The organism is Clostridium sp. MT-14 (assembly GCF_042436595.1).
In the GTDB taxonomy this organism is placed as follows: Bacteria; Bacillota; Clostridia; order Clostridiales; family Clostridiaceae; genus Clostridium_B; species Clostridium_B aromativorans.
This window is the reverse complement of the sequence record NZ_JBHMIY010000038.1, coordinates 1-19,198: the sequence shown is the minus strand read 5'-3', so window position 1 is coordinate 19,198 and position 19,198 is coordinate 1. Positions and strand designations below refer to the sequence as shown.

Annotated in this window: 17 protein-coding genes; 8 read left to right on the top strand and 9 right to left on the bottom strand. The window is 34.1% G+C overall.

From position 1 onward, the window contains the following. Positions 1-20 precede the first annotated feature (20 nt). Positions 21-4,883: a cytidyltransferase gene (locus tag ACFHWD_RS18070; RefSeq protein WP_229981411.1), complete on the bottom strand. Its 4,863-nt coding sequence runs from the start codon at positions 4,881-4,883 to the stop codon at positions 21-23. Positions 4,884-5,111: 228 nt separating this feature from the next. Between ACFHWD_RS18070 and ACFHWD_RS18065 the strand changes: the two genes are divergently transcribed. The 3 genes from ACFHWD_RS18065 (at position 5,112) to ACFHWD_RS18055 (ending at position 7,412) form a co-directional block, all read left to right on the top strand. Beyond that, entirely contained in the window at positions 5,112-6,074 is a 963-nt protein-coding gene (locus ACFHWD_RS18065; protein WP_229981412.1) for an L-lactate dehydrogenase, read from the top strand. 117 nt (positions 6,075-6,191) lie between these two features. Continuing rightward, positions 6,192-6,962, top strand: a complete 771-nt coding sequence (locus tag ACFHWD_RS18060) for a gamma-glutamyl-gamma-aminobutyrate hydrolase family protein (RefSeq protein WP_150357512.1) — start codon at positions 6,192-6,194, stop codon at positions 6,960-6,962. Positions 6,963-7,034: 72 nt separating this feature from the next. Beyond that, complete coding sequence (locus tag ACFHWD_RS18055; protein WP_150357514.1) at positions 7,035-7,412, top strand: YopX family protein; 378 nt, start codon at positions 7,035-7,037, stop codon at positions 7,410-7,412. Between the two features lie 70 nt (positions 7,413-7,482). On the opposite strand, the gene ACFHWD_RS18050 is transcribed toward ACFHWD_RS18055, so the two are convergent. Continuing rightward, positions 7,483-8,019, bottom strand: coding sequence for a macro domain-containing protein (locus tag ACFHWD_RS18050; RefSeq protein ID WP_150357516.1), 537 nt, complete (start codon positions 8,017-8,019; stop codon positions 7,483-7,485). A 64-nt stretch (positions 8,020-8,083) separates the two neighbouring features. Then, a complete protein-coding gene (locus ACFHWD_RS18045) occupies positions 8,084-9,184 on the bottom strand; it encodes an Ldh family oxidoreductase (RefSeq protein WP_179976912.1) in 1,101 nt (366 codons plus the stop codon). A gap of 278 nt (positions 9,185-9,462) precedes the next feature. Here ACFHWD_RS18045 and ACFHWD_RS18040 point away from each other — a divergent pair, with 278 nt between their 5' ends. The 5 genes from ACFHWD_RS18040 (at position 9,463) to folK (ending at position 13,282) form a co-directional block, all read left to right on the top strand. Next, positions 9,463-10,317, top strand: coding sequence for a diaminopimelate epimerase (locus ACFHWD_RS18040; protein ID WP_179976913.1), 855 nt, complete (start codon positions 9,463-9,465; stop codon positions 10,315-10,317). 160 nt (positions 10,318-10,477) lie between these two features. After that, on the top strand, positions 10,478-11,296 hold the full coding sequence (gene folP, locus ACFHWD_RS18035; protein ID WP_179976914.1) for a dihydropteroate synthase: 819 nt from the start codon (positions 10,478-10,480) through the stop codon (positions 11,294-11,296). An 86-nt stretch (positions 11,297-11,382) separates the two neighbouring features. Then, positions 11,383-11,940, top strand: coding sequence for a GTP cyclohydrolase I FolE (folE, locus tag ACFHWD_RS18030; protein WP_229981413.1), 558 nt, complete (start codon positions 11,383-11,385; stop codon positions 11,938-11,940). Positions 11,941-11,956: 16 nt separating this feature from the next. Continuing rightward, the gene (locus ACFHWD_RS18025) at positions 11,957-12,433 is read left to right on the top strand and encodes an HD domain-containing protein (RefSeq protein ID WP_378062838.1); all 477 of its coding nucleotides are present in this window, start codon (positions 11,957-11,959) and stop codon (positions 12,431-12,433) included. A gap of 21 nt (positions 12,434-12,454) precedes the next feature. Further along, entirely contained in the window at positions 12,455-13,282 is an 828-nt protein-coding gene (gene folK, locus ACFHWD_RS18020) for a 2-amino-4-hydroxy-6-hydroxymethyldihydropteridine diphosphokinase (RefSeq protein WP_229981415.1), read from the top strand. Positions 13,283-13,326: 44 nt separating this feature from the next. Here the strand turns inward: folK and ACFHWD_RS18015 are convergent, their stop codons facing one another. From ACFHWD_RS18015 to ACFHWD_RS17990, 6 genes are all read right to left on the bottom strand, one after another. Next, the gene (locus tag ACFHWD_RS18015) at positions 13,327-14,571 is read right to left on the bottom strand and encodes a S41 family peptidase (protein ID WP_229981416.1); all 1,245 of its coding nucleotides are present in this window, start codon (positions 14,569-14,571) and stop codon (positions 13,327-13,329) included. Between the two features lie 32 nt (positions 14,572-14,603). Beyond that, on the bottom strand, positions 14,604-15,329 hold the full coding sequence (locus tag ACFHWD_RS18010; RefSeq protein WP_229981417.1) for an ABC transporter permease: 726 nt from the start codon (positions 15,327-15,329) through the stop codon (positions 14,604-14,606). A gap of 66 nt (positions 15,330-15,395) precedes the next feature. Beyond that, positions 15,396-16,148: an ABC transporter permease gene (locus ACFHWD_RS18005; protein ID WP_229981418.1), complete on the bottom strand. Its 753-nt coding sequence runs from the start codon at positions 16,146-16,148 to the stop codon at positions 15,396-15,398. Continuing rightward, positions 16,149-17,057 carry an ABC transporter ATP-binding protein gene (locus tag ACFHWD_RS18000; RefSeq protein ID WP_150357532.1) on the bottom strand — a complete coding sequence of 303 codons (909 nt, stop codon included), beginning with the start codon at positions 17,055-17,057 and terminating at the stop codon, positions 16,149-16,151. A 125-nt stretch (positions 17,058-17,182) separates the two neighbouring features. Further along, positions 17,183-18,100, bottom strand: a complete 918-nt coding sequence (locus ACFHWD_RS17995) for a sensor histidine kinase (protein ID WP_378062837.1) — start codon at positions 18,098-18,100, stop codon at positions 17,183-17,185. A gap of 2 nt (positions 18,101-18,102) precedes the next feature. After that, positions 18,103-18,792 (bottom strand): response regulator transcription factor, encoded by a 690-nt coding sequence (locus tag ACFHWD_RS17990; protein ID WP_106009644.1) that lies wholly within the window; start codon positions 18,790-18,792, stop codon positions 18,103-18,105. Positions 18,793-19,198: the final 406 nt, after the last annotated feature.

The window sequence follows — 19,198 nt, the reverse complement described above, 5'->3', positions numbered from 1 at the left end:
CCAAAAGTAATATATATTGATTATTCAAAAGCATGCTCCATTCGGATTAAAAGCTCCAGATCATTTTTAAGGTAGCCTGATGCAGGCAAGTTGAGGTTGAAACTGATATTTTCTCCAAGGTCGGGGCATCTTGGTGTGGCAAATACCTGACCCAGGCAGGATAGAGTCAAATTCTTCTCATGGATAATGTGATATTCTTCCTCTATTGTTTCCAATATATTCAGGCTGTTTTCCAGGCAGGTCTTTGATAAATTATATATATTGGATTTGGAAGTATTTTTTATAAATGCAGGATAAGTATAAGGTAAAATTAGGTTTATCGATGGAAGAAGGTTCCTCTCGGGATAACTTCCCCTATAAAGTGCATCTCCACCTATAAATGGATACAGAGAATTTTCATTAAACCACAGCTTTAACCTTGGAATAAAATATACGCTTTCGACAGATCTGCCCTGCATATCCATGAGATCCTTGCCTCTTCCAGATAGTACTGCTACGATAATTTTTTTTACTTCTACAGCTTCTTTTTTAAAAATAGGATCCACTGCTTTTATCCGGTATCCCTTGTGGAGCAGATTATCCACTAATATTACAGGCCTTTGGAAAGCTTTTATCATTTTTATCTGTGTATTTAGGTCCAAATAATGTGGGAATTCGCCTATTATGAATTTTCTCATGTCGGGGAAAAATAGTTTTTCTGTATGCAGTGCCTTGGTTACAGTATTTGGAATAACATATCGCTCCAGTATATCACCGTAGGGTACACACATGGCTTTACCCAATTTCCTTGGCACCAAATTGTATGTGGGGACTAGATTTTCTTTACAGATTTTTCTTATTAAACATTGATATACAAAATTCACGTTGAAAGAAAGTATGAGCTCTCCAGGATATAACCTGGCTATACTTTCAATTAACTTTTTACGGCATTTGCAGAGAGTGTTTAACACTTTAGGATTGCTCCTAAAAGGTTCTTTGATGACATTCTGTGCGTCAAAATTTATTATACAGGGAGTATTCATGTTAACTGCATATATAGGATTATTTTCATTACAAAAGGGAACCTTTATAAATCCGTATAATTTCAATAGAGAAGAAATATCGCTGTCGTATATTTCCCTGTTAAAAGCATTTTTGTATACAGCGTATTCATAGTCTTTAGATACGTATAGAGAAATAGCTTCTGTAAAAAGAATTTGTGCAAGTTCTTCTTTTTTGTATACATTCTTAATATAGAGTCCGTCTATTGATATGATTCTTCCTGTACTGTTTTCACGTATATACTGAGATACATCTTTATTTTCAAATTCATTATACAGTGTAGAGGGACGAATCCAGTGTAAAATACAGAAACCCAGTATCTCTCCAGTGTTGGTATTCTTAAGGAATACGATACAAAAATAGGATTTAAAAGATATCTCTCTGAGTTTATTTATAAATTCACCTGTACAATTGGGCATACACTTGCTTATTCTGTCCAGGACTTCGTTGTTAAAATCTTTGAATATTTCTCTGTCGAGCCACAGTGATTTTATGAAATCTTTGTCCTGGGATTCCCGTTGATAAAATCCATTTACATATATGTACTGCTCTGCCATAGGATCTACCAGGCTAGAAATGTCTCTGTTGTTGTCGATAGAAGTCCTGATTTGACTGGAACTTATGTTTGAATAATTTGAAGTTAAACTGAGTACTAATACATTCCTATCTATTTTTTTTGCAGCCAGCTTCAATAGATCTTTGTCTTTTCCCCTCTCAAATATTATATGAGAAAAAGTATGAATTGAATTCGGGGTTTTTGGAGCTTTATAGCTGGATGCATTCAAAAGAACATCGCTGCCTATGCACATGTAGACTTTTGAATTAGGAAAATTTTCTTTTAATGTTTTTAAATTTGATTCATTGGATATGTTTGTAGGGTACATATCAGGGTAAAGGTATATGTTTAATTCACTGGCCATAGACATAGTCACTAAATTTCGCCTCAAGAGATTTGGCAGGGTCTTTTTGGACCAGGAAAATTCATCTATGGATAAATATACTTCAAAATCTAAATCACGAATGTATTTTGCTATTTCCTTATGGCTCAGGGAGAATGGATCAAAGGTTCCAGGGAAAAAAGCTACTTTTTGAGGAACGGGTATATCTATATTGCCATAAAAAAAGTTGTAGTCTGATATAAATCTGTATATGTGATTTAAACTGGCGGATCTAGTTAAGAACAATAACTCTTGATTTTCATTGTCTGTAATCAATGTAAGCATCTTTTTAGCTATGAGTTTAAATATAAGTTCTTTTTTAGTCAGATCCATGGAATCTGTATCAAAGATTTCCTTGCCTATAACGCTGAACGCAGATTGTTTGACTTGAGAGTTGTAATCTCCTAGGCCATTTAGCAATATTCCAAGCATTTTATTCAATCTTTTTAAATAATTTAATTCAGATTCTTCAAAGCGGTCTTTATAGACCCAATAGTGTTCTATAATAGTTCCCACAGTTTTAAATATGAGGGATTTTAAATTTGAGTTTGAAGTTTTAACCTTGTAGATTGAATCATCTATAAATTCATCTAGTTCTTTTGGCTGGAGCCATAGGGCTGCCTGACCTGTGTATCTGGGGATGTATTCTGTAAATCTGTTTCCCTCTATTTCCAGGGCTCTTAAAAGTTCCACTGCAACTTCATTTCTTTCAGCCAGTGAAAGATAGGGCATGATCTCTAGTACAGCTGATCCAGCTGTATTTCTAACTGTTTCTACAGCACTTACCTTTAATAAATTGCAGAAATGTATAGCTGTGTGAAGGCCTGTTAACTGAGGGTCATCAAGTGCGTGATACAAAAGCAGTTCCACCTGGTTCTTTTTTCTTATCCAGTCTGTAGCAGTCTTCAAATTGCTTAAAAATATATCCGTTACCACTTTGTTGTCCAGATCACAGTAATATTCAAATATGTCGATGTCATTTAAATTTAGTTTTTTATTTATCTTGAACATGAGAAAATTTTCAGCTGGAATTTTGCTCTTTGTAGTTATTGAAATAAAATGAGCCTTTATTTTTTCCATGAAGCTTTGATTTTGTATAATGTTATCTGAAAATATTAAGATAGTTTCCAGAGCTTCCATTCTTATGGTGCTGTTTCTCTTTTTTATCCCGGAAAATATATAGTTGAACAGAATTTCCTCATTTACTTTGGAAAGGTAACCCCAGGGGATATATTTACAAGCTTCAAGTAGAAAAATTTCGCAAGTTATATTTTTATATTTTTCCTCTTTGTAAAATTCTATGAGTACATCAATGTATTTTGGCATCAACGATTTTTTGCAGTTTGCAAAAAGAGAATTTATCATAATGCTTATGCTGTACCCTATATTGAATTTATGTTCAGAAATCACTTTATAACTAGGTGACAGCATGATTTCCATGTACTTTTTAAGGAGGCTTATCCCGGATGTAATAGGAGGTGGTATTTTTACATCCTGTGGTAATTCCTTCCTGTAGTCTTCATCAAAGGTGGCTATAAGAGTTCCCATTAATTCCGCACAATGCCTTCTTATATCATCTTCTGGATGAATCAGGTTTTCGTATAGAAATTTTAATGTTTGAAGTTTTTGCTTCTGGGTAAGATAAGTGGAGTATTCCTGAAATATTCGTATATATTCACGAAAGATTTTCCAGTCATTTTCACTTCTGGCCATTTCAAGTATGGCATCTAGAGAGTATTCATCCCTTAACTGGTACATGAGATTTATATTATGATTTATCGATAGATATTTCAGATTTTGGACTATATCATTTCCCTGAAGCAGAGTATAATTTTTGTTTTTTATCTTGACAGGACTGAATATGTGTTTTGGTTCTATGTCAATTCCTATATCCAGGAGAAAATTTTCAAAGTCCTTTAATTTGGCATAAACTCTTCTGTATCGTTTACTTTTTTGTGAATTCATGTTTTCCAGCTTGCTTGAAATTATGTAAAATGATTCATCTAGGGAAAATAATTTCATATAGGTCTGACTATTTTTAAATTCATTTTTTATCCTAAAATCAGAGTATATGAGAATTAGAGATTCCAGAGAAAGATTTTCTAATTCTAAATCCCATACGGAGTGGTTTATAGCTACATTTCTTATATAGTTTATTCCACATCTTTTAAACCACTGATCTGTATAGTAATAATGTAAATGGGGAACTTTTTTGGATTCCGCATATTTACACCCGTATTTTCCTATGTCATGACCGGCAGCAGCTCCGGATACTCTTCCCAGATCGACGGGGATATTTATACTTTTTAATTGTCTTGCTATGTAGAGAGATAAAAAATGTACACCACACACATGCTGCAGCGTGGTAAAACCTGTTAATTCACCGTTTATTTTCATCATCTCATAGGTATATTGTGATACAAAAGATTTTACAAATTTTTTGTATTCTTCAGGATGTTCCAGTTCGGATTCTTCTTTTGAAGTTAAAAATTGCAGTGGATAATGACTTTCCCATGTTCCATCATCAGAACTTTTTTGTATTTTACACAGTATATTGAATATGACCAGGTACAGTTCACAGGGAGCGGTTAACTGGGGAATCATTTTTACAGTTACATTTTCTGGAAAATTTTTTTGCAGGGTATATTGGTATAAATATAGAAGCCAATTGTCAGGTACTTTATGTTCCGAAAGTGACTCCAGCATAGATTGACATAGTATTAATGTACTTTTAGCTGAAAAGTCTTTGTTGAGTAATTGATTTTTAAGGGCGTCTCTGAATTTGTTACTTTTTATGCTCTTGTTTATCATATATTTATTTATATTATATTTTTTAAGCCACTTTACATTTGTAATTTTCCTGAATATTTTATTATAACTTTCTGTATAAGATATGGTATTCATAGATTACCTCCAAATACACTCTTTACAGAAATTATATACTTTTCATAAACTTTTTTCAAAAGAAAGTTAGTTATGTCAGGTAATATTTCAATTATTTTAATTTACGATTTACAATTGATAGTAGACATAGATACAAAAAATAACTATAATATAGAAAAAAACTGATTTGAACTCAAGAATCATTTGATTTGATATTTTAAATTATATAATATAATGGGGGTAATGTATATGAAACCGACAAAAAATAAGCTTGTAATAGTAGGTACAGGACATGTAGGCTCTGCAGTATTGAATTGTGCATTGTCACTTGATCTGATGTCTGAGATTGTAACTATTGACAAAATAAAGGAAAAGGCCGAAGGGGAAGCACTGGATTCTACACATACTACGTCTTTTACTTATAGCCCTAATGTGAGAATTCATTCAGGTGGTTATGAAGAATGTAGTGACGCTAGAGTTATCATAATAGCTGCCGGACCAAGCATAATGCCAGATGACAAATCCGATAGAACAGTTTTAGCGGAGAAAAATGTTGAGACCATGAAAGATGTGATGTCTTCTATAAGCAAGTATACAAAGGATGCAGTGATTATAATAATAACCAATCCATTGGACACCATGGTATATTATGCTCAAAATTATTTTGGATATCCTAAGAATAAAATATTTGGCACGGGAACTAGTCTTGATTCCTCACGTTTCAGAAGAATCATCGCCAATAAATACAATGTGGACCCTAAAGATGTTCATGGATATATGCTTGGAGAACATGGCAATTCAGCTTTTCCTACCTGGAGTCTTTTGAATATTGGGGGAGTTTCCTGCGATAGATTGGATGAATACTTTAGACCAAAGGAACCACTGGATCGGGAAAAAGTAGCTTCCGAAGTGGTGAATGTGGCTTATGACGTCCTTCACCTTAAAGGATTTACCAGTGCAGGAATTGCTATGGCAGCCTGCAGACTTGCAAAGGCAGTTTTGCTAGATGAGCACAGTATCATGCCTGTTTCCACTACCCTGGAGGGTGAATATGGTCTAAAGGATGTGGCATTAAGCCTTCCATGTATTATAACTGAAAATGGAGTTGAGAGGAGAATAGAAGTACCTCTTTCTGAGGATGAAATAGAGAAATTAAAATTCAGTGCTGGAAATATTTTAAAGACAATGAAGGCTGCGGGGTTGACAAAATAGTTTTTAATGATAACAGTGTGTAATGAATATCTAATAGTAAATAATTAAAGTATCTTGAGTTAAGAGACAACCAGATGCCGGTTCACTGATTGCCTATTCTTGGATGGAGGAATATGAATGAAGCCAGTTATAGGAATATGTGCAAATTATTTTAACGGATTGGATGAACTCTATGGCGGATTGGGAGGCAAGTTGGATTGGCAGCTTGTGCCTGATGATTATATAAGTTCAGTTGAAAAAGCAGGGGGAATTCCTCTGATCATTCCAATATATAATGATGAAGATAATATCTATAATATTATTAATGATATAGATGGTTTGATATTGACGGGAGGAAATGATATTTTCCCTGAGTACTATGGACAGTTTACAAGTACTAAAATTGGAGCCATAAATCCCAGGAGAGATAAGCATGAACTTACTTTGGTGAAAAATATTATAGATAAAAGCAATATTCCTGTTTTGGGAATTTGCAGGGGTAATCAGCTTTTGAATGTGGCTTATGGTGGTACTCTTTATCAGGATTTTAGTGAAATACCTCTTAAGTTGAGAAATAACATAGATATAAATCACTCTATGAGAGAAATTGAGAAATATATTCCAGTCCATCAAGTTTTCGTGGATAAAAAAAGTAAAATTTTCAGTATTTTCAAAGAAGAGGAAATACGGGTAAATTCCTATCATCATCAGGTTATTAAAGATCCAGCTCATGTTTTTGAAGTTTCGGGTAGATCTCCTGACGGGATAATTGAATCCATAGAGATGAGAGGAAACAGGTTTGTAGTGGGAGTTCAATGGCATCCTGAAATGATGTGGGAACATTATGAGAAACAATTTTCTATTTTTAAGTTTTTTGTGAATGAATGCAGTAAAAGTATTAGTGAATAAAGTCAAGCAGAGTTTGCTGAAAAGCTCACAGTAATGGTGAATCAAATTAAAATATAAAGGAGTGAGTATTGTATGAGAAAATTTAAATTTAGAATTTGGGACAGTAAAAATAAATGTTTTTATATAAGTGAAAATCCTTATCTTGAAGATGGAGTAAAAGAAGAAGGTAGATTTATAACTACAGAATTTACAGGTTTGAACGATAAAAATGGAAATGATATCTATGAAGAGGATATTATAGGGATAAATCAAGAGGAAAATTCCTTGAGATTACCTGTCAAGTTTGGCAGATATTCCTTTGATAAATTGATAGGCGAGTGTGGAGAGATCAGTGAGGCCACGGAACTGTATGGTTTTTATGTAGAAAATGAATATTTATACATACAAATGCTCAAGGGGAATGTGGAGGTGCTAGGAAATACTTTCCAGAATAAAGAGGTTTTGGAATAGTTAAAATATAAGAAAGGGAGTGCTGTAAAACTATTTTTTGAAATAGTTTTACAGCACTCTATTTTTATATCTAGATATATTTTTTACCCTCCTTGAGGAAAATATCTGTAGTTTTATCATCATGGTTGCACATGACAATAGTTTTCAAATCTATATCATCTTTTCTGAGAAATTCTACTGAAGTTTTAAGAAGTATTTCTGCACATTTTTCTTTTGGAAATCTGAATACACCGGAGCTTATGGCCGGAATTGATATAGAAGTTAAATTATAGGACTCCGCCAGATTAAGTACGCTGGTCATGGCTTTTCTCAGTTTATTTTCTTCATTTCCCTCTCCCATTATTGGCCCTACAGTGTGTATTACAAATTTGGCTTTTAAATTATGACCATATGTTATGACAGCTTTTCCCACAGGCAGAGTGCCTATTTTTTTTATGATTTTATCGCTGTCTTTTTGTATTTCAATTCCACCTGCCCTCACTATGGCTAAAGCTGCCCCTCCACCATGACTTAGAGAGCTGTTTGCAGGATTTACTATTGCATCACTTTGCTCTTTGGTTATGTCTCCTTTTTTGATTAAAATTTTTTTATTACCTATTTTAATCATACTCGTTACCTCCTCTAAAAATATTTTGAGATAGGAAATGGTTAATAGCTGAGATTGAAATCTCCTAACTCTTGACTTTAATGATATAGTCATTGGAATTTATATGGAAGAATTGGCATATATCATCTATTTCATGAAGAGTTGCATCATTTATCGGAATTCCATTTTTAATTTTGTCATTATAAGATTCCACTTCTTTTTCACCATGGGTATATATCCTGACGGCTCCTTTTGCTTTTTTGGAACTTCTAAGTTCATCTAAATATTTTGAAAGTCTGCTTTCAATGGATTTTTTATCTCCAAATATACCATAGTCTACTGCACATAAAAAGTGACAGGTACCTGAACCGCCAGATCCGTCAAGATGGACATAATTTCCAGTAGAGCCCCCTGATAAAATTGCTGTGAATATTTCAACCGCTAGAGCAAAACCGTATCCCTTATGTCCTCCTGTTAATTCTTTAGAACCTCCAAGTGGGAGCAATCCGCCTCCCAGCTTTCTTGGTACATTGTACAGTATATCATAGGGGTCAGTGGTTTCTTCTCCATCTTTATTCAATGCCAGGCCCAAAGGAAGGGGTTCATGTTTTTTATTATAGACTTCAATTTTACCTCTAGTTACTACACTAGTGGCCATGTCCATTAAAAATGGATAGGGTTCAGCTGGTATAGATATAGCGATGGGATTTGTGCCGAGCATGGCTTCTTTGCCAAAAGTGGGTACTATGACAGCTGGTGAATTTGTCATTGAAATTCCCATGAGGCCTGATTCCTCTGCCATCTTAGCATAGTATCCTGCAATACCGTAGTGATTGGAGTTTCTTACAGAAACCATGCCAATCCCTGAAGCCTTAGCTTTTTCTATGGCAAGATTCATGGCTCTTTTACCTGTTAATTGTCCCATGCCGGCCTGACCGTCTATAACTGCGGATATGGGTGTTTCTTTTATGATTTTTGGACTGGAGTCAACTATTATCAAACCCTGTTTTATTTCACTGTAATATTTTACTAATCTCTGAATGCCGTGGGATTCAATGCCATATAGATCTGATAATAACAATACATCTGTAATAGTTTTACTGTCCTCCGGGTTAAATCCAAATTTTTCAAAGACAATGTGGCACAGCTTTTTTAGTCCTTCATATTTGACTTTTGAATATGTCATTTTTATCCTCCTATAAACACAATAATGTAGTTAATGGCTGGGGTTTAAACTTTTAATGAAGTTAAAAATTTCTTCATCAATTTTAGTTCTTAACTCTTAACTGCATAATAATATATTACATATTATAATAGTATATTTTGGTGTTTAATTCCAGTATGTTTTATACAGTAAATAGCATTATATTGAAATAATTGAAGCTATCAACTATAATAATGTTAATCATTTAAGGAAATTGGTGTAATTAATATTATTTGGGTATTGATATTTCAATGAGGGAGATGTTTGATACTATGGGCGGAGGGTACAATTATGTAAAGGTTAATCCAGCAGAAAATATGACTATATTTGTATTGGACAAGGTTAACAGAAACCAACAGCCCAAAATGGCAAATAAATTGATGAATTATAATAGTATTCATGGAGAACAGGTAGGGTTTATTGAAAGCCCAAAGACATTAGAAGGTAAAAGACAAGATGTTATCAGGCTGCAGATGATGGGTGGGGAATTTTGTGGAAATGCCGCTAGATCTTTTGCCGCATGTATGGTATTTTTTCATAATTCGACTATAAAGAAAATAAAAGAAAGATATTTTACCAGTTTTGAAATATCAGGAGTGAATGAATTAATAAACTGTGAGGTAAGGAATACCGAAAAAGAAAATGTTTTCTACTCCAAAGTTCAAATGCCTTTGCCGCAAAAAATTGAAAAATGTAGTTTTTCAATTGATGGCAAAAATATAGAAGTAAAAAAAATTGAGCTCTGCGGAATTACACATTTTATTGTGGATGCAGATGAAATTGAAAATAATGATGATTTGTTTTCAATGATAAAAAGATATATGGATAGAGAAAAATATGATGCATTTGGTATAATGTATTATGATCCACTGAAATATTTTTTGACACCTTTAGTGTATGTTAAAGCTACTGACAGTTTGTTATGGGAAAGAAGTTGTGCATCTGGAACTACAGCTTTGGCAGTTTCACTTACTTCTAATGAAGGTGAACATAATTATACCATAAATCAGCCTGGAGGAATTTTAGAAGTTTCGACATTCTATAAAAATAATAATATTAAAGAATTGACATTGGCTGGACCAGTGGAGATAGTAGCAAAGGGAGTATTTTATTAAAGAACATACACATAGTAGTGATTATCTCCTACTTTGAGAAGTTTGGGAGTATTAACACTTGTAGCGTTCGGATAAAATAGAATTGTTTAAAGGACAACGGTGATTAAGTGTGTTTTTGCATTTGCATCTGCAAAATAAAAAATGATGGAAGGTAAAAATAATGAGTAAGATATTAAGAATAGGTGATAAAAATTTTGAAATTGGTAAAAAAACCCATATCATGGGTATACTAAATGTTACGCCGGATTCTTTTTCCGACGGCGGAAAGTTTAATAGTATAGAGCGTGCTATAGAACATGCTAGAAAGATGGAAGCTGAAGGTGCGGACATAATAGATGTGGGAGGAGAATCCACAAGGCCAGGTCATATGCCAGTGGATCAGGAGGAAGAAATTGAAAGAGTGATTCCTGTAATAGGTGCGCTTAAAAAATATATAGATATACCTATTTCAGTAGATACTTACAAGGGAAAAGTGGCAGAGGAAGCTTTAAAAGCTGGAGCAAACTTCATAAATGATGTATGGGGCTTCAAAAAAGATCAGTATATGGCTGAAGTGGCAGCTCATTATAAAGTTCCATGTTGTCTTATGCACAATAGAAATAATAGAAATTACAAAAATTTAATGGAAGATCTGTTGAGCGATTTAAAGGAAAGTGTGGATATAGCTTTAAAAGCTGGAGTAGATCCGGAAAATATAATATTGGATCCAGGTATAGGCTTTGCTAAAGACTATGAACAAAATTTAGATGTCATGAATAACTTGGAACAGCTTTCAAAGCTGGGATATCCGGTTCTTCTGGGAACATCCAGAAAATCCATGATAGGAAATGCATTAAAACTTCCCACAGATGAAAGAGTTGAAGGTACTATAGCTACAACGGTGATAGGCATAATGAAAAATTGTGATTTTGTGAGAGTTCATGATGTGAAAGAAAATAAAAGAGCGGTAATGATGGCAGATGCAATATTGAGAAGATAAAGTGTCTGAAAGGTATATTGTAATCTATTTTAGATGCATGGGAGGGGAGAATATTGAGTATTCACTGCTCAATATAACTTATTGTGATGGATGATAATAAAATTAAAAAGGCAGTAAAGATGATTATTGAAGCTATAGGGGAAGATCCCGAAAGAGAAGGGCTTATTGAAACTCCAGATAGAATTGCCAGAATGTATAGAGAAATTTTTTCAGGATACAATGAGAGTCCTGAAAAACATCTAAAAAAGGTATTTACGGTGAACAGTACTGATATAGTATTGGAAAAGGATATTGTATTTTATTCCATTTGTGAACACCATCTTATGCCTTTTTATGGTAAAGTACATATTGCCTATGTTCCCAATGACAAAGTGGTTGGCTTGAGCAAATTGGCCAGGACTGTGGAGGTCTTTGCGAAAAGGCTCCAGCTCCAGGAGAGAATGACCGTTCAAATTGCTGATTCAATAATGAGATATTTGAATGCCAAAGGAGTTATGGTAGTTGTAAAGGCTGAACACATGTGCATGACCATGAGGGGAGTAAAAAAACCTGGAAGCAAGACTGTTACTACGGCTACCAGAGGAATATTCAAAGAGGACTCCAGATATAGGGAAGAAGTATATAAAATGCTCAATGTAGAATAAAAGTGTGGTGCTTATTGTGGAAAAGGTCAATGCCATATTGAAAAATCATGATTTTTGCAGATATCTGTCTCGGATAGATGATATGGAAAGAACCAGGAAATTTTGCAGGCACGGCATCTGCCATCTTATGGATGTCGCCAGAATTGCATATATAATGGTGCTTGAAAAAAATATAAAAGTGGAAAAACAAATAATATATGCAGCTGCACTGCTCCATGATATAGGAAGAGGGGAGCAGTATGAAAAAGGTACACCTCATGAAATTGCAGGTGTTAAAATTGCCAAAGATATATTGGAAAAATGCGGGTTTGATGAACATGAGAAAAGGCAAGTGCTGGATCTTATAGGCAGTCATAGAAAATCAAATAATTGGGATTCATTAAAGAAGATATTTTATAAAAGTGACAAGATATCAAGAAAATGTTTTATGTGCAGTGTATTTTCCGACTGCAGCTGGCCGGAGGAAAAGAAAAATTACGGTATTGAGTATTGATGCGCAGTTAGGAGGTCCCAGATGGATGTTATATATATAGAAGATTTAGAGGTTTATGCACATCACGGAGTAAATCAAGCTGAAAAAGATATGGGCCAAAAATTTTTGATATCTTTAAAATTGTATCTTGATTTAAGAGATGCCGGGAAGCATGATGATCTCAGCAGTACCATAAATTATGCAGTGCTCTGCAATGATGTGGAAGGGGAATTCAAAAAGAAAAAATATGATCTTATTGAAACATCGGCAGAAGTTCTGTCAGAATTTATATTAAAAAAATATGCAAGGGTGAAACGGGTAAAAGTGAGAGTTAAAAAACCCTGGGCACCCATAGGCAAGCCGCTTAAATGGGCAGCAATTGAAGTGGACAGGCGTTGGCACAGAACTTATATTTCTGTGGGCTCCAATTTGGGAGACAGAGAACAGAATATAAAAGATGCTGTCCATATTATAAATTCTTCTGATTCGAGCAGAATAGTCAAAATGTCCAAATTATATGAAACAAAGCCTGTAGGATATTTAAAACAAGGTGATTTTTTAAATGGAGCCCTGGAGTTGGAAACCTTACTGACTCCGGAAGAACTTATAGATTTTTTAATGCAGGTGGAAAAGAAGTTAAAGAGAGAAAGAAAAATAAAGTGGGGTCCCAGAACTCTGGATCTGGATGTGGTTTTATATGATAATCTGGTTACTGCAGATGAAAAGATAGTCATACCCCATCCGAGAATGCATAAAAGGTTGTTTGTATTAAAACCTCTGTGTGATATTGCACCCTATGTTGTGCATCCTGTTTTAAATGCCAGAATAATAGATTTGACCACTGAATTGGAAAAAACAGAAAAAATGTAAAGTAATCCAGCCTTTTGAATTTATACTCTTCAAAAGGCTGCTTTTTACTTGTTCGTGATATAGTTGAGCACAGGATCTCTTTTGTCTATATAATCCCCTATGGAGATTTCAACTATCTTATCAGGACTAAAGGTATTGTCATTATCTCTGGAGATTCTGTTGAACTGGGTGGAATATTGTATACTTATTTTTGAATTGGGAAGATCAAAAGTTCTTACAGCTCCAAAATGATTTGGTTTTCCGCTGGTTTCCTCACCTACAAAACTGGCGTTGGTTTCATCTCTCAATTGAACCAGGTTTATTAGTGCAGAGGAAAAAGTTGCCCTTCCGGTTATCACAAAAAATCTGTCTTTATTATTGAGTTTATTGCTTTTTATCCACTGTATAATTGAATTCATGTATTTGTCACTGCCGCCGGGATTGTCCCGCATGTCAATTACAAATTTATCCACAGGGTGAGTATCCATGAATTTAAGCATTTTGTTTGTAAAGTCCTCCAGGGATTCATTTTCTTCCTCCTCGCATTTGTTGTATTTGAAGTACAGCAGCTTTTTACTTTCCACATATTCATACCAGTAATTCAAATTGCTTTTTTGCCGGTAAAGTGGGTAAGAGCTGTCAGGTTTACCTGCTGCAATAAATTTGCCTTTTAAGTCATGGGCAGGTTTGGGATCTATATTCAAATCAAATATGTTTCCATGTATATCTTTAAAAGTGAAAGCAGTGTTTTTTGCAGGATTTACAATTTTGAGCCCATGAAGGATGTCTGCATTCATAAGGTATTTTGGAAGGCTCTTTTTTATCATGGCATAATTGTCTTTCACAATAAGAGGCAAAATATGTTCTTTTACTTTTTCCACATCCATGTCATCTATTTTCAAAAGCTTTCCATAGAGGGATCTTTTGTATTGAGCGGTGGTGTTTATGACGTAAATACCATCCTTGAAATAATAAAATTCAAAAGGATAGATATGATCTGGCTTTTTATAGGCAGAAGTATGACTGTCTCCCAGTGAAGCAGTTATTCTGTAAATTCCTGCAGTTATTTCGTCGTCGTTAAGCTTTGATATGGAATTTTTCAAATTCTCCATTTCGCTGTTGAAATTATTTTCACTGATTTTTGGAAAAGCATCCACGTGTTTTTGGGGAAGGGCATTTTGCAGGTAGTTTAAGTCCTTTTCCCATCGGGTATCCCTGCTGCCGCCCAGATATTGAGTTTCACAGGCTGCAAGTGACAAAGCAGAACATATAATGGATATACATATGATGATTTTTATGAATTTATTCATTTCAAACTCCTTTTCATGTTTAAGTATAAGCTCTAGACTATATCCTGACTGCAGAAGCTGTACAGAGAGGTGGAAACAAATAATATAAAAATGGAGACAGTGCCTATTATGATGCAGCTGAAGCGGATGTCTCTTAAATTGTAGATGTATGCTGCTGAAATATAGGGGTAGGCAGTAGGTATGTATTCAAGATGCTCTGTCTTATCTATCAGCAGGGTGTTCAATACAAAGGATAGAATTCCGTATAAAGAAGGTATTGTCATATTTTTGCTCATATTTACGATCAGTACTGGAATGGGAATCAGCAAGAACTGAAAAAGCAGGGAACATGCCTGGGCTTTAACAGTGGTTATCATCAGGGAATACTCTGGTATAGCTCCGTGTAAAAAATAATAACTGACAGGTATGGACAAGCTTTCGACTATGTATGTAATGAATATGAGAACATAAATTGAAATTAATTTTCCCATAAAAATTTTAAACCTGCTTACAGGGTAGGTATACAATGTGCTGGCAGTCTTGTCTGAGAATTCCCTTGAGAAAACATAGGCTGCAGCAAGTGTAAAAAGTATGGGATATATCATTAGAAAATTTATCTGGTCTATGTTGTAGGCATATTTTTCGTAAATCATCTCACTTTCTGTAATAAATCTTGCCAGAAACATGAGTATTGTCATGGACGTGCCTCCGATTAAGATAAGGGAAGATGTATAGCTTCTTTTTAATTTCAAGAGTTCACAGTATATTATGTTTGGCATTTCAAGGCCTCCTTATTTATTCTGAAATTCAAAGTGCAAAAAGTAAGTTTCACAGAAATCTGACAATCACTCCATATCCATGAATTTGCAGCAATAAATGCAGAAGAGGATGGATATGGAAAGGATGAATATAATATTTGTGAAAAGAAGTATAAAGTCAATGGGATCTCCCTTGTAAAAGAAGTATATGGGAAGTGAGGGAAGCATCAAAGGTGACATCTGGAGATATATGCCTCCTGCAGCCATGAAGAATGAAGATGAAACTGCTGCCAGTATTCCGTAAACCAGGGGAAAGACAATATTCTTTGTAATTATTCCAATGAATACAGGTATAGAAATTATTAAAAACTGAAATAACATGGAATAAAGATTGACTTTTATATCCGTAATTATAAAACTCAGAGATGGAAGTTCCTCCCAGGCTATGTACAAGGCAGCGTAAACAGCGGCAAACTGGCATATGTACACAAACAGGATTATTAAATATATGGCAATTAGTTTGCCTGCAAATATCTTTATCCTTCCAAAGGGGTAGGAGTAGAGAACATTGGCGGTTTTATCTGAGAATTCCCTTGAGAAAATATAACCTGATATAAAGGCAAAAAATATAATATACAAAAATTGAAAACACAATAATTCTGTACTGGTTCTGTAATCTTTAACCAGGGTACTTTTAAGTGCATCAGATATACCTGTGTAGTCATTGGAAAGGGACATAACACATTGAACAAGGGGTATGAAGATGGAAGCAATGATAGATGCAATGATCAGGTAGGATCTTTTGAGTTTTAAAAATTCACCATATATTATATTGAACATCTATTTTCCTCCTGTAAGCCTGAGAAAATGATCCTCAAGGCTGTCTATCTTCAAACATATCTCTTCTACAGACAAGTTATTTGAAACTAAAATCCTGTTTATATTTGAAATTTCCTGAAGCTTTTCATAAACCCGCAGATTATTCTTCTCCCAGATAATGTAGTCATGTATGTTCAGCTTTTCCTCCAGAACAAAAGAAGCTTTTTTATCGTCATTTACTTTTATGTTTATATAGTGCCTGTTTCTCTTCTGGAGTTCATCATAGGATATTTCCTCCAGAAGAGAACCTCTGTGGATTATCCCAATTTTTGTGGCCATAAGCTGAATTTCACTTAGAATATGACTTGAGATCAAAAATGTAATATTCTGCTTGTGGCACAGCTCCAGTATAAGTTCTCTGATTTCCTTTATGCCAGTTGGGTCAAGGCCGTTGGTGGGCTCGTCAAGTATGAGAAATTCAGGGTGATGAAGGAGGGCTCTTGCTATTCCAAGTCTCTGCTTCATGCCAAGAGAAAATTCCTTTACTTTTTTATTTTTAACATCCCTTATATCCACCAATTTCAGAGCTTCATCTATACAGTTCTTCCCCTGAATGCCCATCATTCGCCTGTGTATTTCCAGATTTTCGCCTGCTGTGAGATTTGGGTAAAATCCGGGATATTCTATTATGGAGCCTATTTTCTGGAGAAGATATCTCCTGTTTGCCGATTTTTGTGAAAACAGTTCTATTTCTCCGGAACTTGGTTTTACCAGCTGCATTATCATACGTATGGTGGTAGTTTTGCCGGCACCGTTTTCTCCAAGGAAACCGTATATGTCACCTTTTTCTATGGTCATATTTAAATTGTCCACGGCAGTGAAATTTTTAAAATATCTGGTTAAATTATAAGTTTTTAGTATGGTGTCCATTTTATTTCCTCCAGTTTTTTTGATTCCTGATATTGCAAAAAGGATTATGTTTATAATATACAACATAATCCTTACATAGTTTTTACAGGGCTCTTACAATTTTCTTACATTATGGGTAATAATGATCACTTGGTTTTGAAGGTGATTTTGAATTCTGTTTTTTTGAGAGGGATACTGGACAGGTCAATACGGCCATTCAAGGATTTTACCAGTTTTTTTACTATGCTTAATCCGATGCCGCTGCTTTTGGTGCTTGAATTTCTCGATTTCTCCACAGTATACAATCTGTCAAATATATAGTTTATTTCATTTTCAGGTATTCCAATACCGTTGTCCCACACAGATATAAAGATCATATTCTCGTTATAATTGATGTCTATACCTATTTTTGTAGCTTTTTCTGCATATTTCAATGAATTACCTATTAAATTGCTGAAAATCCTGTTTAGAGATTTTTCGTCTGAATTCATATATATGTTTTCCTCTTGAAAATTCAATTCAGGTTCAATGTTCAAGCTTCTCAATTCATTGAAGAATGAAATTATATTCTTTCGTGCAGTCTCGCATATGTTGATCTTGTTTATATCCAGTTTAAAATCATTTGAATCTATTTTTGAAAGCTGGAAAAATTCCTCCAGGGTGCTGTAAAGATAGTTACCTTTATCACATGTTATTTTCATGTATTTTTCTTTTTCAAAAGGCTGTAGTTTTGAATCACTCATCAGGAGCTCCATATACCCTAGAATGGATGTAAGCGGAGTTCTCAAGTCGTGAGATATATTTGAAATCATTTTTTTATGGGATTCTTCATTTAATTTGTTCTTTACGTCAACCTTCTGAAGCTTTTCTGCCAATGCGTTTATTTTCACCACAAGTCTGCTGATAAAACTTATGTGAGTCTGAAGCCGTATTCTCTGATTCAAATTTCCATGGAGTATTTCATCAATATAACAGCAGATATGATTTAATGCTTTATAAATATAAAGAATAATGAGGACCATAAGAATTAATGTAATTATTAAAATACAATCAAATATATCCATAATCAATCTCCAAGTTTATAGCCTATTCCCCATACAGTCAATATATATTTTGGCTGTTTCGGCATATCTTCAATTTTATCTCTGAGTCTTTTTATAGTTACCATGACAGTATTGTCATCCTTAAGGTAATCGTCTCCCCATACTCTGCTGAATATTTGTGCCTTAGTAAATACCTGTTTTGGGTTCTCCAAAAATAGTTTTAAAAGCTCAAATTCCTTTGGAGTGAGGTTTAATTCCCTGTTGGCCTTGAACACTTTGTGGGCAAGAGTGTCTAATTCCAATTTTTCATGCTGGAGGCAGGAGTATGAAGAGGTATTTTGATTGTATTTTATGTACCTTCTGAGTTGGGATTTTACTCTTGCTGTTAATTCTTTCGGGGAAAAAGGTTTTATCATATAGTCATCGGCACCAAGAGTGAGTCCTGTTATTCTGTCACATTCCTCAGTTTTAGCAGAAAGAATTATAATTGGAAGGGTGCTTTTTTTCCGTATTTCTCTGAGAACATCAATACCATCCACATAGGGCAGCATTATATCAAGTATGATCAGTTGAAAGTCATTGTAGCTTTTACAAAGTGCATCTCTTCCATTAAAGCATTGTGTGATATCGTAATTTTCTTTTTTTAAAGTATCACGTATAAGGTCGTTTATTTGTTCGTCATCTTCTATTATTAATATTTTAGATATATTCATATAAAGGCCTCGCTGTTTTTTACTTATATTATATAAGAATAAAAAGGTATTTATCAATAATTGTATTTTAATTAAGGTGAAATTAACGTAACCTGAACCTGGCGTGTCAATATAAGAATATTGAAGAAAAAAGTAGTTTATATCGGAAAAACATAAGATAAATTTATATAATAAATGCATATTATGAAGAAAGTAGGAGAAAATATGATAGAATATCAACTGTTGTTGAAAGCAGATGTGATGCCGTGAGGCTCATATCCAATATATATTTAGTTTTATTTTGATAATTATCTAAAATATATTGACAAAAATGCAAACAGATGATATACTATAAAAGCTGTCTTAAAGAAGAGCAGGCAGTTTGAGATGATCCTTGAAAATTGAACAGAATAAATATAGGGAAACT

Excerpts from the sequence above, each read along its gene's own strand:
- ACFHWD_RS18055 (WP_150357514.1), top strand. The coding sequence starts at position 7,035 with ATGAGAAAATTTAAATTTAGAATTTGGGACAGTAAAAATAAATGTTTT.
- ACFHWD_RS18040 (WP_179976913.1), top strand. The coding sequence starts at position 9,463 with ATGTTTGATACTATGGGCGGAGGGTACAATTATGTAAAGGTTAATCCA.
- ACFHWD_RS18000 (WP_150357532.1), bottom strand. The coding sequence starts at position 17,057 with ATGGACACCATACTAAAAACTTATAATTTAACCAGATATTTTAAAAAT.
- ACFHWD_RS18070 (WP_229981411.1), bottom strand. The coding sequence starts at position 4,883 with ATGAATACCATATCTTATACAGAAAGTTATAATAAAATATTCAGGAAA.
- ACFHWD_RS17990 (WP_106009644.1), bottom strand. The coding sequence starts at position 18,792 with ATGAATATATCTAAAATATTAATAATAGAAGATGACGAACAAATAAAC.
- ACFHWD_RS18065 (WP_229981412.1), top strand. The coding sequence starts at position 5,112 with ATGAAACCGACAAAAAATAAGCTTGTAATAGTAGGTACAGGACATGTA.
- ACFHWD_RS17995 (WP_378062837.1), bottom strand. The coding sequence starts at position 18,100 with ATGGATATATTTGATTGTATTTTAATAATTACATTAATTCTTATGGTC.
- ACFHWD_RS18015 (WP_229981416.1), bottom strand. The coding sequence starts at position 14,571 with ATGAATAAATTCATAAAAATCATCATATGTATATCCATTATATGTTCT.
- ACFHWD_RS18005 (WP_229981418.1), bottom strand. The coding sequence starts at position 16,148 with ATGTTCAATATAATATATGGTGAATTTTTAAAACTCAAAAGATCCTAC.
- ACFHWD_RS18045 (WP_179976912.1), bottom strand. The coding sequence starts at position 9,184 with ATGACATATTCAAAAGTCAAATATGAAGGACTAAAAAAGCTGTGCCAC.
- ACFHWD_RS18060 (WP_150357512.1), top strand. The coding sequence starts at position 6,192 with ATGAAGCCAGTTATAGGAATATGTGCAAATTATTTTAACGGATTGGAT.
- ACFHWD_RS18010 (WP_229981417.1), bottom strand. The coding sequence starts at position 15,329 with ATGCCAAACATAATATACTGTGAACTCTTGAAATTAAAAAGAAGCTAT.
- folK (WP_229981415.1), top strand. The coding sequence starts at position 12,455 with ATGGATGTTATATATATAGAAGATTTAGAGGTTTATGCACATCACGGA.
- folE (WP_229981413.1), top strand. The coding sequence starts at position 11,383 with ATGGATGATAATAAAATTAAAAAGGCAGTAAAGATGATTATTGAAGCT.
- ACFHWD_RS18050 (WP_150357516.1), bottom strand. The coding sequence starts at position 8,019 with ATGATTAAAATAGGTAATAAAAAAATTTTAATCAAAAAAGGAGACATA.
- folP (WP_179976914.1), top strand. The coding sequence starts at position 10,478 with ATGAGTAAGATATTAAGAATAGGTGATAAAAATTTTGAAATTGGTAAA.